This is a genomic window from Pseudonocardia sp. Cha107L01 (genome assembly GCF_052566575.1).
In genome coordinates this window covers 3,483,592-3,495,947 of the sequence record NZ_CP199579.1, presented here as the reverse complement: position 1 = coordinate 3,495,947, position 12,356 = coordinate 3,483,592, and the positions used below count along the sequence as shown (strand labels likewise).

The following is a 12,356-nucleotide window of genomic DNA, read 5'->3' as shown; positions in this document are numbered from 1 at the left end:
TTCAGAGCACTTCGGCGATGCGCGCGGCACAGCTCTGCAGCTCGACCCCGAGGCTGGGTGAGCGGTGCTGGTTCCTGCGCAGCACGACGGACAGGGCCGCGATCGCGGTGCGCGTGGTGCGGGCCACCACCGGTGCGGCCAGGCAGATCGACGAGGAGAGGCCGCCGTCCTGGACGGCGAAGCCGCGCTGCCTGACCTGGGCCAGCCGGTGCGCCTCGTGGCGGCTCACCGCTTCGCCGCACTGGCGGTCCTCGACCGGGCCGAGGACGCCGGCCGGTGACGCGAAGGCCCGGATCGCATCGCCGGGCGCGGTACCGCCGGCCGGTACCCGGGCGCCGACCGCGGGCACCCCCCGCGCACCCTGGTGGCCGTACACCTTCTCCAGGAACAGCAGGTCGTCCTGCACCAGCACGGTCAGGTGCACCGTCGCATGGGTGGCCTGCAGCAGCTCGACCATGTAGGGCATCGCGGTCGCGCGCAAGGAGCGGGCCCTGGCGTAGGAGGCCGCATTGCCCAGTTCGAACAGCTTCGGGCCGAGTGCGTACCGGCTGCCCTCCCGCTCCACGTAACCCTGCTCGACCAGCAGCGCGAGCATCCGGTGCGCGGTGCTCTTGGACAGCTCCCCGCGTCGGGCGACCTCGGTGACGCCGAGCACTGAGCCGGGCCCCCGGAACGCCTCGAGCACGGCCAGCGCCTTCTGCACGCTGGTGCTGCCGGAGACGTCCGAACTGGCGCGGTCGTCCGCGCCGCATCGCCGGGGACCGGAGCCCAGGGGGACGACCCGCGCCAGCTGCTCATTCGACATCAGCGCTGCGGATGCGCTCATTCGCACCTCCTCCGGCCCACCACCGCCGCATCGCGGGGGACCTCGCCCGGCGCGGACCGTGCGGTTCCGCGTGGTCAGTGAGCTTGGCAAAGGGTGACCGGAGTTACAGCGGGGTATCCCGCACACCCATACCCGTATTGCGGGTACGTTGACTGTCAACAGGTGCATTGATAGCGTCCGGAACAGTCGAAACCTCGCGGAGGTCCAGTGCCGAACCGCTTCGCGCCGGGTGACGAGCGCGGTGCGCTCAACCTGGTCGACCGGCCCGCGGTGCGGCGCGGGCTGGCCAGCGCCAGCCAGGGCACAGTCATCCCACTGGCCCAGCCGATCGGCGCCGGCAACACCCCGATCGCCGGGATGCGCACGCCACCGGTGCACTTCATGAGCCGCGACGGCGGTGACTACGCGGCCGGCTTGCCCGAGCGGCCTGGCTTCGGCTTCGCCGACGACTCCATCCTGCTGGCCTGTCACGGCGCCACCCACCTCGACGCCCTCGCGCACGTCTGGCGGGACGGGGTCATGTACGGAGGCTTCAGCAGCGACGAGGTCACCAGCCAGGGCGCCAAGCGCTGCGGCATCGACAAAGCGGGCCCGTTCGTCTGTCGGGGCCTGCTCGTGGATGCGGTCCCGCCCGGGCACGCCGCCCTCGCACCGGGCACCCCGATCGGGGTCGACGTGCTGCGCACGGCGCTGCGTGACGAGCAGCCCCGCCCCGGCGACGCACTGCTGGTGCGCACCGGCTGGCCGGCGAGCTGGCGCGCGGACCCGTCGATCGGCACCGAGGCCTGGCCGGGGTTGGACGGCGACTGCGTGCAGTGGATCCTGGACAGCGGCTTCGCGCTGGTCGGCGCGGACACCATCGGCGTCGAGGTGTCGCCGTCGACCGACCCGTCCTGCGGAGCACCGCTGCACATCGCGCTGATCCGGGACAACGGCGTCTACTTCCTCGAACTACTGGAGCTCGACGCCCTGGCGGCGGCGCTGGCCGAGCAGCGCCGCCACGACTTCCTGCTCGTCGTCGCGCCGCTGCCGATCCACCAGGCGGTCGGCAGCCCGGTGGCCCCGGTGGCGGTGCTCTAGATGGCCGAGGGGCGCGCGAGTCTCGACCAGCGCACCGCCCGCCGCGAGAAGTACCTGGCCGTGGTGCCCGTCTCCGACACCGAGCTGCGGATCGTCAGCACCCTGCGCGACACCAGCACCTCGGTGGCCGACTCCACCGACGTCGAGCTGATCCACGACCTGCGTCTGGAAGCCACCATCACTCTGCCCGACCTGGTCATCACCGAGGTCACCGGGCACTCCGACCAGCAGCCGTACGACCAGTGCGCGCTGACGCTGGCCCCGCTCGGGCGGCTGCGCGGGCTCACCCTCAAGCGCGGCTACCGGCGCCAGGTGTTGGAGCGCCTCGGGGGCACCCAGGGCTGCAGCCATTTCCTCACCCTTGCGCTCGAGCTGTCCGCCGCCAACGTGCTGTCGATCTACCTGCGGATGCGCGCCGAGACGCCGAACACCCCGACCACCAGGGCGGACGGCACCTGGGCGCGGACCGGGCTGCGGGTGGAGCCCGGTCTGATGAACGCCTGCCTGGCACTCGCTGAGGGATCCCCCGTGCAGCGACGCGCACTCGGCCAGCACGACGAATAGGCGAGAACCGAACCGCGCGCATTGTCAGTTCCGCGGGTTCTGAGCATTTTCAGTTCCACGCAGCGGTACAAAACGGCTTTCCCAGGAGTGGCGGTCCGCAGACTGTGAACCTCAGTCGATGCGCCGTTCGGAGGCCGGGATGACCCGTCGGGTACAGCTCCTCTGCGCCTGGGGCGCACCGGTATCGATGATTGCATTCGCCGTCGGCTGGGTTGGTTTCGCGGGATTCCTGCCTCCGCTGTCCCCGTCCGACAACGCGGCGGTGATCGCCGACATCTTTGCCGAGCGGCGCACCGGGATCCGATTCGGCGCGATCATCATGATGGTCGGCACGATGTTCTGGATTCCCTGGGCCGCGGTCGTGGCCGCCCAGCCGCGACGTACCGAGCGCGATCGCGGAGTTCTCCCGCAGACACAGGTCGGCTGTGCAGTGGCGGCGACAGCAATCGTCATCATTGCGATGTTGATCTGGGTGGTCGCGGCGTTCCGCCCGGATCGTTCACCTGAGCTCATCCAGACCCTGAGCGATCTGGGGTTCGTCATCTCCATCATGCCGTTCGCGGTCTTCTGCGTCTGGAACGTGGCACTGGGCCTGGCGATATTCGCTGACGACGGTCCGGCGCCGGCATATCCTCGCTGGTCGGCCTACCTGTGCATGTGGACCGCGCTGCTGTACGTCCCCGGCGGCGCCCTGGCCTTCTTCCAGACCGGCCCGCTCGCCTGGAACGGGGCGTTCGCCTTCTTCCTGCCGGCGATCGCGTTCTTCATCTGGCTGATCGTGATGACCGTACTCACGCTCAGGTCGATCAACCGACCACCGGGTGCGGACCACGAATTCTCGACGATCCCAACCAGCAGACAGGTACCGGCATGACGCGATCAGGGGTTCGAATGGACAAGGCCGCCCGCGAGAAACTCGCCATCGCCCTGCTCGTGGTTTTCCTCGGCGGCTGGATTGCGACATCCATCGTCATCCAGATCGTGCAGGTTCACGAGTACGGCTACGGCAGCGGTATCGGCGACGGAGGCCACGTGCCGCCCTCGGTCCGGGACAAGATCGGCGCCGACGGAAATATCGAACAACTCATGAAGGCGACGAACCGATGAATCTGGATGCCGTGTTGGAATCCGGTTGGCGTCTCGGGCTGACCCTCCTTGCGCTGCTCGCTCTGGCGGCCTTCTGGTACCTGCTGGTATCCAACCTCACCCCGTTCGAGTCCACATTCACCGACGAGCAGGTAACGGCCGAGAAGGAACGGGAGCGGCGTTTCAGCACGCTCAGGCGGGTCACCGTCGGCATGGACGTGCTGTTCTTCGCCTGGCTGGTCGTCGAGGGCGCCTTCCTGGTGCCGTGGTTGTTCATTCGGTACGGAATACGATGAATGGGATGGTCCAACGTGACTGATACCGTGTCGGAAACCAGTACGGCACCGCCGGGAACCGCCGCGGCGGTGGATGCGGCGGCGCTCGCAGCCAAGGGCGACCGGTTGTACATCATCGGCTGCATCATCTGCGGAACCTGGGTGCTGGGCCCGATCGGCGCGGTTCTCGTGCTGTGGGGAATCTTGCTTCTGCGGAAGGCGGAGCGCCACGGTGCGAGCATCCGGCCGTGGGCGATCACTCTCGTCGGTGGGTTCATCCTGATCGACACGTCCGTGAACTTCTTCGCCTGGGGTCTCGATCTCTTCCCGGCACACGGAACCGCACTGGGCAGCGGTCTCTGGATCGACTACGGGCGCCTGGTCGACGGCGGCTACATGTACAACTACAACTCCACGGCAGTCGGCGGAGTCGCGGATTCCGGCGAGAAGAGCGTGCAGATCTGCATGGTGCTGATGGCCATGCCCATCAAGCTGGCGGCGGCGTGGGGTTTCCTCCGCATGAAGCAGTGGGGTCTGCAGTGGACCCTGATCTCCTACTGGATGTATTTCGCCTGCTGGATGATCTATCTCTCCAACATGCTGCTGAACTTCCCGCTCCGGTTCGGCTCTTCGGACTTCGGAGCACTCGGATTCTGGCTGCTGGTGAACGTGCCGTTCCTGGGCCCGCTGTTCCTGCTGCCCTACCTCCACACGGTCCGCCGGGATCTGTGGACGTAGTCCTACCCACCATCCGTTCTGCCACTAACCGAGATCCACCCACACCGCGCCCTCGGCAACCCGCACCGGATAGGTCTTCAACGGTCGGGTAGCCGGGAGCTGGGTGGCCTCTCCCGTGCGCACATCGAAAGCGGCCAGATGCAGGCAGCAGACGATCTCATGGCCCTCCAGGTCGCCGTCCTCGCCGAGCGACCATTCCTCGTGGGTGCAGGAGTCATCGGTCGCGAAGAACTCGCCGGCCACCCGGTGGATCGCTATCTCGGGACCACCGTCGACCTTCAACGACTGCCCATCGAGTAGGTCGTCCACCTTGCACGCCAAAATCTCCGGCACGGCACATGTCCTCTCTGCCCTTTTCGCCATGGTTGCGCGATGCGACATTGCCCTAAAGCACAACGTTCCGCTCCCCGAAACCGCGCCGAATCCGCGGCGGATCGCTGTGACCAACCGAAACTCCACGAACCCACACAAGAAGGAGCCCGCGGCCATGACCGTGTTGGACAACCCCACGCTCGCCGCCGACGAGGTGTTCGCCGCGTGGCTGGACGAGTTCGGCGCCGCACTCGAGCTCGCCGAGCCGGCCCGGGTCGCGGACTGTGTCCTCGAGAACGGCTACTGGCGCGACATGCTCGCGTTGACCTGGGGGTTTAACACCTATGCCGGGCGGGCGGACATCACGGCCGCGCTGGCCGCCCTGCTACCCGAGGCGCTACCGAAGGCGGTGCGCGCGGCGAAGGGCCGCACCGCGCCTCGGCTGCTCAAGCGGTCCGGCAAGCGGGTCGTCGAGGCCTTCTTCGACTTCGACACGACCGCGGGGCGTGGTACCGGGTTCGTCCGGCTGCTGGTCGACCCGGTGCGGCCGCACCGGTCCCGGGCGTGGCTGCTGCTGACCAGCCTGCAGGAGCTGCACGGCTTCGAGGAGAAGATCGGCGACCGCCGCCCGACCGGTGTCGAGTACTCGGAGAACTTCGCCGGGGACAACTGGCTGGACCAGCGCGTCAAGGAGCAGGCCTACACCGACCGCGACCCCGAGGTGCTGGTCGTCGGCGGTGGCCAGGCCGGCCTGATCCTGGCTGCCCGGCTGCGCCAGTTCGGGGTCGACGCGCTGATCGTGGAGAAGCACGGCCGGATAGGCGACAACTGGCGGACCAGGTACCACTCGCTGACGCTGCACAACGAGGTCTGGGCCAACAGCCTGCCCTATGTGCCGTTCCCGCCCACCTGGCCGACCTTCGTACCGAAGGACAAGCTCGCCGGCTTCCTGGAGGCCTACGCCGAGTTCATGGAGCTCAACGTGTGGACCGGCACCGAGTTCGCCGGCGCCGACTACGACGACCTGGCGAAACTCTGGACGGCGCGGGTCACCCGGGCCGACGGCACCCTGAGGGTGCTGCGCGTCCCACACCTCGTACTGGCCACCGGCAGCGTCAGCGGGGTACCCAACCGGCCCGCCCTGCCCGGGCTCGACGACTTCGGCGGAGAGGTCCTGCACTCGAGCCGGTTCGGCAGCGGGGTCCGGTACCGGGGCCGGCGCGCGATCGTCGTCGGCACCGGCAACAGCGGCCACGACGTGGCCCAGGAACTGCAGAGCAACGGCGCCGCACAGGTGACGATGGTCCAGCGGAACCCCACCTGCGTGGTCAGCCTCGTGCCCAGCGGCACCCTGGTCTACTCGCTGTACTCCGAGGGCCCGCCGAACGAGGACATCGACCTGATCACGGCGGCGATCCCCTACCCGGTGCTGCGCGACACCTACCAGTGGATCACCAAGACCACCTGCCGACTGGACAATGAGCTGCTGGACAAGCTCAACGCGGCCGGCTTCGAGACGGACTTCGAACCGGACGCCACCGGCTTCCACATGAAGTACCTGCGCCGGGGCGGCGGCTACTACATCAACGTCGGCTGCTCCGACCTGATCACGGACGGTGCGATCGGCGTCGTGCAGGCCAGGGACATCGACCGTTTCACCGAGGGCGGCCTGCGCCTGGGCGACGGCCGGACCGTCGAGGCCGACCTCGTCGTGCTGGCCACCGGTTACCAGAACCAGCAGGAGGCCATCCGCCGGCTGCTCGGCGACGAGGTGGCGGACAAGGTCGGGCCGGTCTGGGGCTTCGACGAGGACGGCTTCATGCGGAACATGTGGAAGCGCACCGCCCAGGACCACTTCTGGATCATGGGCGGCGCGCTGAACGAGTCCCGGCTGTACTCCCGGGCACTGGCCCTGCAGATCAAGGCGGAGCTGGAGGGCCTGCTCCCAGCACAAAACCCCAGCTAGGGGCACTCAGGCTGCTGACCTGGGAGCGGCTTTCGTCGAGGTCGACGTGAGTCTGGTTCCCGGCGAAAAATACCGAACTGGCGTTGGTCTCGGTGACGATGGACGCGGCAGGACCGACACCGGACCGCCCTGTCGGTGACGGGGCGTCACGGCCCGCGTCCTGTCGGAAGGCGTGAGCGTGCCGTCTCGACAGAAGCAGGAGCGGGCGGACGGAACAGCAGACCTCCAGAGAACTCTGCCCCAGTGCCACACGGGCCCCGTGTTCGTACTGGTCACAGAGCGCGCTTCGCAAGCCCCTAGAGCATCGAGCTGCCGCCGTTGACGCTGACCACCTGGCCGGTCACGTAGCCGGCCTCGTCGGAGGCCAGGTAGGCCACCATCGAGGCGACCTCGTCGACGGTGCCGGCCCGCCCCGCCGGGATGAGGTCCACCATCCTCTTGATCATGGCGAGCTCCTCCGGCCGGTTGAACGCGTCGTAGGCCTCGGTCCGGATCGCCGACGGCGCCACGGTGTTCACCGTGATCCCGTCGGTGATGAACTCCCGGGCCAGGCCGGTGGTCAGGCCGTGCACCCCGCCCTTCGCCGCGTTGTAGACGGCGTGCCAGTAGAGGCCGTTGCGCACCGACTCGGCACCCATGTTCACGATCCGCCCGTAGCCCTGTGCCTTCATCACCGGCAGGGCTGCCAGCGAGCAGTAGATCGTGGTCCACAGGTTGCGGTCCACCGTCGCGCGCAACGTCTCCTCGGTGTGCGTCAGGGTCGGCCGGACCACCCCGCCGCCGGCGTTGTTGACCAGGATGTCGACCCGCCCGTAGGCCTCCTGGCACGCCGCGACGAGCGCGTCGGCGTTGGCCCGCTCGGACAGGTCACCGGTCCGGGCCACCGGCGCGGGCCGGCCGCCCCGGGCCAGGCCGGCCGCGGTCTTCTCGATCAGCTCGGCGTCCAGATCGGCGATCACCAACCGCACGCCCTCGTCCGCGAACCTGGCGGCGATCGCCTTGCCGATGCCCACCGCCGCCCCGGTGACGATCGCGGTCCGCTCGGCGCTGTACCTCATGCTGACCTCTCCCCACGCCGCCCTCGGATGATCGTCCGGGCCGACAGCCGCCCGGGCATCCCGGTCACACCGCCACCCGGGTGGGCACCGGCCCCGCCGAGGAACAACCCATCGACCGGCATCGCGATGCCGCCGAACCCGAGTGCCGGGCGCAGCGGTCCCTGGCTCAGGAGCAGGTGGTCCACGTGCATCGCGGACCCGTTGGTCGCGCGGGTCCGGGTTGCGGCCGCCTCGGGCGTCTCCACCCAGCGGCCGATCTCGAACTCGGTGATGCCGTCGTAGAAGTCCGCGGCGCGGCTGACCATGTTGTCCGCCGCCCGCTTCTCCCAGTTGTCCCAGCCGCCGTCCGGGTGCAGCGGCAGGTTCGTCGCGAACAGGTAGAGCGAGTCCTGTCCGTCCGGGGATTGGCTCGGGTCCACGGCGTTGAGCAGCACCGGCCACATGCCGAGCTCCTCCGGTTCGGGCACCAGCCCGGCGGCCGAGCGCCGGTAGCCGCGCCTGATCCCGTCCGGCGTGCCGATCAGCGCGGCGGGGCGGCGCAGGTCCAGGCCGTCGCCGCGCCACCTCTCGTGCCGGCGCAGCTCCAGCCGCCCGGACAGCGCGAGGTCGGCCTTCATCGCCCCGGCGCCGGCGCTGCTGGACGGGATGTGCCGGACCCGGTTCGCCAGCTCGGGCGCCAGCGTGCCCGCCGGCAGCAGCTCGCCGAGCGCGGTGCGCGGGTCGCAGGTCGCGAGCACGGCGTGCCTGGCCCGCACCCGCTGGCCGTCCGCCAGGCGCACCCCGACCGCCCGGCCGCCCTGGACGAGGATCTCGGCGACCGGGCTGGCGGTGCGGATGCGGCCGCCGACCGAGGTCAACCGGGTGGCCAGCGCCGCCGGGATGGCCTGCATGCCGCCGACCGGGCGCGTCGAGCCGCCGCGGTGCAGGAACGCGAGGAACAGGTGGGTGACCGAGGTGCCGGCCGCCTCGATCGGGTTCGCGCCGGCGCCGAGGCAGTAGAGCAGGGCCCGGGTGACCGGGTGCTCGAAGCGCTGCTCGATCGTCTCCTCGCCGGAGGCCAGCAGGAACCGCCCGAACCGGCGTAACTCCCGGCGATGCCGCAGTGCGCCCAGCGCCACCGTGCGCAGACCGGCCAGCCCCGGCCGGGACGGGTTCATCAGCATGGCCGGCAGCGCGAGCTCGGACAGTGCGTGCAGGAACCTGGAGTACTCGAGGTAGGCCTCGGCGTCCCGCGCGGAGAAGCGCCGGATCTCCGCGGCCGTCTTGCGCGGGTCCCGCCACACCGCGATCGACGCACCGTCCGGGTGCAGGTAGACGTAGGACGGATCGACCTCGATGGTGCGCAGCCCGTAGTCCGCCAGCCGCAGCTCGGCCGGGACCGGGCTGCTCTGCCAGAACAGCAGGTCCGCGGCGCAGTAGTTCACCGTGTGCCCGGGAGCCTCGGGTATCGCCGTGCCGGACGCCGTCATGCCGCCGACGGTCGCCGCCGCCTCGAGCACCACGACGTCCCGGCCGGCATCCGCGAGGTAGTTGGCGGCGACCAGCCCGTTGTGCCCGGCGCCGATGATCACGATGTCTGCGTATTCGCTACCCGCGTTCACCCGGCAACGATGGCATCCCGCACCGGGGCCGGCCGCCGGTCGTTCCGGCTGGCAGGACCGCGATCAGGCCGGGATCAGACCGAGATCAGGCGGCGGTGACGACCGTGCAGGTGGAGAACTGGTTCGCCCCACCCTGCCCCGTCGCGACCGCCACCCGGGCACCCGCCACCTGCCGCTCGCCGGCGGTGCCCATCACCTGCTGGGCGCACTCGGCGAGCCGGATGAGCGCGGTGGCGCCGACCGGGTTCGCCGCCTGTGGCCCACCGGAAGGGTTGATCACCGTGTCGCCGCCCCAACGGCCGAAGCCCGAGCGAACCAGGTCTGGGCCGTCCGGGGCCGTGCACAGGCCGAGCGGCGCGTAGGCCATGGTCTCCGCGCTGTTGAACGGGGCGTGGATCTCCAGCACGTCCGCGTCCCGGCCGGACCGCAGACCGGCCAGGTCGTAGGCGCGCCGGGCCGAGCGCTTCAGCGTGACCATCTCGACCAGGTCGCCGACCGGCCGGTTGAACCGGTCCCCCATGTTGTAGGTGTCGCTGGTCGAGGCGCGGCCCGTGACCCGCGCCCGGGTGTGCCCGGTGACCACCTGCTCGCGCGCGACGACGATCGCGCAGACGCCCTCCGACACCGGGCAGGCATCGAGCTGCGCGATCGGCCAGCTCAACATCCTCGACGCCAGCACCTCCTCCTGGCTGTAGGGCTGTCGGATCTGGGCCAGCGGGTTGCGCGCGGCGTGTGCGAAGTTGCGTTCCGCGACGCCGGCCCACAGCTCTCGGTCGTACCCCCAGAGCGACATCATCCGGCTCGCCCGCAGGGCGCACATCGAGATCGTGGACAGCCCGGTGTCCCGCTCGTAGATCGGATCGAAGATCGAGTTGAAGACCGCCGGCACGCTGCGGGCCTGGGCCATCCGCTCGACCCCGACGATGACCGCGATATCGCCGCGGCCCGCCTCCAACAGATCCATGCCCGCGTACGCCGCCGCGATGCCCGTGGTGCCGCCGGTGTTGATCCGCATGCTCCACCGGCCGATCGCACCGGCGGCCGCCATGAACCTCTTGTCCGGGCAGTTCTCCCCGGCCAGCCCGTCGGGCGCGAACCCGGTGACCACGATGTCGACGTCGTGGGCGGACACCCCGGCCTGGGCCAGCGCCTCACGCACGGCCGCCCCCACCAGCTCGGACGTCGAGCCCTCGTGGCGGCGCCGGTAGGGAGTCTGGCCGACCCCGATGATCGCCAGCTCGTTGCCGCCCTGGCTCATGCCGTACCTGACCCGGTGGTCGACCCGGGGATGAGCTCGAATGCGAAGTCGGTGATCCGGCCCTGGCACTTGTCCTTGAACACGACCCGAACCCGGGGCAGCGTCAGCAGGAACTGCCCGGCCGCGTCGATGTCGCTCAGGTCCACCCCCTCGACGGCGTTGAGGAGCGCGGTGCCCGCACCGTCCAGCGTCACGTACGCGACCACCAGCGGCGGCTCGGGCAGCCCGGGGAATGACGAGGTCATGATCGTGAACGTGTCGAGGCGCCCTTCGCTGCCGACCTCGCGCCAGTCGTCGGTCTCGACGAAACAGGCGTCGCAGAACCCCCGGGCCGGGACCAGCACCCGGTCGCAGTCCGGGCAGTGCGTCCCCATGATCCGCCGGTTCAGCCGCAGCTCCTGGAAGAAGCGGCTGGCGGCGGCGCCGGCGTAGTAGCGGTAGGCGAAGTCCCAGTGACCGTCGATGGTCACCGGTTCGTCGACAGAATCCGACGGTTGCGTGGTCATCGGTCACCCTCTCTGCTCCGCCGGGAGTCACCCAGCACCACGGCGGCCTGGGTCTGCGCAGCCACCACCGACGAGCCGCTGGCCAGCGCGTACCGGGCCGACTCCGCGACCAGCCGGCGGCCGGCGCGGGCGATGCGGACCAGTCCCATGGCCGGCGCGCAGTAGCCGACCGCGGCCGCGCCGGCCGGATCCAGCCTCGGATCACCGGCACACGCGGCCATGCCGCCGCCCGGGGCCGCGGCGCCCACTGCCTCGACGGCGAGGGCCTCGTCGAACAACGTGAGCCCGTCCAGCTCCAGCACCGCCACCTCGGAGGCTCCGCAGCCGGCCTCACGCAGCGCCTGGCCGGCGGCGGACCGCAGCGCCGGCAGGCCGAGCAGGTCCCGGTCCCCCAGCTCGAACGGCTCGGTGCCCATCCCCACGCCGATCACCTCCACCGGTGACGGCTCGGCGCGCAACACCACCGCGGCGACCACATCGCTCCAGAAGGGCAGCTCCTCGGTGCGCAGCGGCCAGGCCGGCGCCGAGGTCCTGCCCGGGTCGGCGGGGCGAGCGCCGCGGCGGGCGGTGGCCAGGGCCCGGTGCTCGGCGTAGCCGGGGTGCTCGACCAGCGCCCTGGTCGCGCGCAGGCCGCTGACCCCGATCTCGGTCATCGCCAGCGGACGGGTGGTGAACGGGTCGAACAGCGCGTGGGAGATCTCGTCGACCGGTCCTTCGCTGGCCCGGCCCCAGGCCGCCACCAGACAGGCGCCCGCCGAGCCGGAGCGGACCCGTGCGTCGGCGAGCACGAAGGCCGCCGCGCCGTCGTCGCCGAGGCGGGTCTCGTCCTTCAGGTAGGCCGCGGCGGCGGGCGCGGTGACCATGTTGGTCAGACCGCGGCCGTCGACCAGGTCGTGCGCGCCCAGGACCACCGCGTCCAGGTCGGCGGCGGCGATCCCGGCGGACCGCAGCGCGTCGCTGACGCAGTCGAAGATCAGGTCCTGCAGACTCCGGGTGGTATCGGCCCAGGTGGTGCTCACCGCCGCGCCGTGCACGAATACTCGCTGCATCAGATCGACCACCTGTCAACTAGCATGTTGACACTAT

General features: G+C 70.3%; 14 protein-coding genes. 7 read left to right on the top strand and 7 right to left on the bottom strand.

Translation table 11 applies throughout. From position 1 onward, the window contains the following. Position 1: 1 nt before the first annotated feature. Positions 2-826, bottom strand: a complete 825-nt coding sequence (locus tag ACTXG6_RS16555) for an IclR family transcriptional regulator (RefSeq protein WP_445188695.1) — start codon at positions 824-826, stop codon at positions 2-4. 207 nt (positions 827-1,033) lie between these two features. On the opposite strand from ACTXG6_RS16555, the gene ACTXG6_RS16550 reads away from it, so the two are divergent. The 6 genes from ACTXG6_RS16550 to ACTXG6_RS16525 all read left to right on the top strand — a co-directional run bounded on the left by ACTXG6_RS16550 (position 1,034) and on the right by ACTXG6_RS16525 (position 4,569). Then, a complete protein-coding gene (locus ACTXG6_RS16550; RefSeq protein WP_445188694.1) occupies positions 1,034-1,906 on the top strand; it encodes a cyclase family protein in 873 nt (290 codons plus the stop codon). Continuing rightward, complete coding sequence (locus tag ACTXG6_RS16545) at positions 1,907-2,470, top strand: DUF2889 domain-containing protein (protein ID WP_445188693.1); 564 nt, start codon at positions 1,907-1,909, stop codon at positions 2,468-2,470. A 262-nt stretch (positions 2,471-2,732) separates the two neighbouring features. Continuing rightward, complete coding sequence (locus tag ACTXG6_RS16540) at positions 2,733-3,344, top strand: hypothetical protein (protein WP_445188692.1); 612 nt, start codon at positions 2,733-2,735, stop codon at positions 3,342-3,344. Positions 3,345-3,361: 17 nt separating this feature from the next. Next, positions 3,362-3,577: a hypothetical protein gene (locus tag ACTXG6_RS16535; protein WP_445188691.1), complete on the top strand. Its 216-nt coding sequence runs from the start codon at positions 3,362-3,364 to the stop codon at positions 3,575-3,577. Then, complete coding sequence (locus tag ACTXG6_RS16530; protein ID WP_445188690.1) at positions 3,574-3,852, top strand: hypothetical protein; 279 nt, start codon at positions 3,574-3,576, stop codon at positions 3,850-3,852. The genes ACTXG6_RS16535 and ACTXG6_RS16530 overlap by 4 nt, the downstream gene beginning before the upstream one ends. Before the next feature lie 27 nt (positions 3,853-3,879). After that, complete coding sequence (locus ACTXG6_RS16525) at positions 3,880-4,569, top strand: hypothetical protein (RefSeq protein WP_445188689.1); 690 nt, start codon at positions 3,880-3,882, stop codon at positions 4,567-4,569. A gap of 24 nt (positions 4,570-4,593) precedes the next feature. Here ACTXG6_RS16525 and ACTXG6_RS16520 read toward each other — a convergent pair whose 3' ends face one another. Continuing rightward, positions 4,594-4,902 carry a non-heme iron oxygenase ferredoxin subunit gene (locus tag ACTXG6_RS16520; RefSeq protein WP_445188688.1) on the bottom strand — a complete coding sequence of 103 codons (309 nt, stop codon included), beginning with the start codon at positions 4,900-4,902 and terminating at the stop codon, positions 4,594-4,596. 154 nt (positions 4,903-5,056) lie between these two features. Between ACTXG6_RS16520 and ACTXG6_RS16515 the strand changes: the two genes are divergently transcribed. Next, entirely contained in the window at positions 5,057-6,847 is a 1,791-nt protein-coding gene (locus ACTXG6_RS16515; RefSeq protein ID WP_445188687.1) for a flavin-containing monooxygenase, read from the top strand. A 296-nt stretch (positions 6,848-7,143) separates the two neighbouring features. On the opposite strand, the gene ACTXG6_RS16510 is transcribed toward ACTXG6_RS16515, so the two are convergent. The 5 genes from ACTXG6_RS16510 to ACTXG6_RS16490 form a co-directional block, all read right to left on the bottom strand. Then, positions 7,144-7,905: an SDR family NAD(P)-dependent oxidoreductase gene (locus ACTXG6_RS16510; protein ID WP_445188686.1), complete on the bottom strand. Its 762-nt coding sequence runs from the start codon at positions 7,903-7,905 to the stop codon at positions 7,144-7,146. Further along, positions 7,902-9,506 carry a phytoene desaturase family protein gene (locus ACTXG6_RS16505; protein ID WP_445188685.1) on the bottom strand — a complete coding sequence of 535 codons (1,605 nt, stop codon included), beginning with the start codon at positions 9,504-9,506 and terminating at the stop codon, positions 7,902-7,904. The genes ACTXG6_RS16510 and ACTXG6_RS16505 overlap by 4 nt, the downstream gene beginning before the upstream one ends. Before the next feature lie 85 nt (positions 9,507-9,591). Next, complete coding sequence (locus ACTXG6_RS16500) at positions 9,592-10,764, bottom strand: thiolase family protein (RefSeq protein ID WP_445188684.1); 1,173 nt, start codon at positions 10,762-10,764, stop codon at positions 9,592-9,594. Beyond that, positions 10,761-11,270: a Zn-ribbon domain-containing OB-fold protein gene (locus ACTXG6_RS16495; RefSeq protein WP_445188683.1), complete on the bottom strand. Its 510-nt coding sequence runs from the start codon at positions 11,268-11,270 to the stop codon at positions 10,761-10,763. The genes ACTXG6_RS16500 and ACTXG6_RS16495 overlap by 4 nt, the downstream gene beginning before the upstream one ends. Then, positions 11,267-12,319 (bottom strand): hypothetical protein, encoded by a 1,053-nt coding sequence (locus ACTXG6_RS16490; RefSeq protein ID WP_445188682.1) that lies wholly within the window; start codon positions 12,317-12,319, stop codon positions 11,267-11,269. Before ACTXG6_RS16490 ends, ACTXG6_RS16495 begins: the two co-directional genes overlap by 4 nt. Positions 12,320-12,356 lie beyond the last annotated feature (37 nt).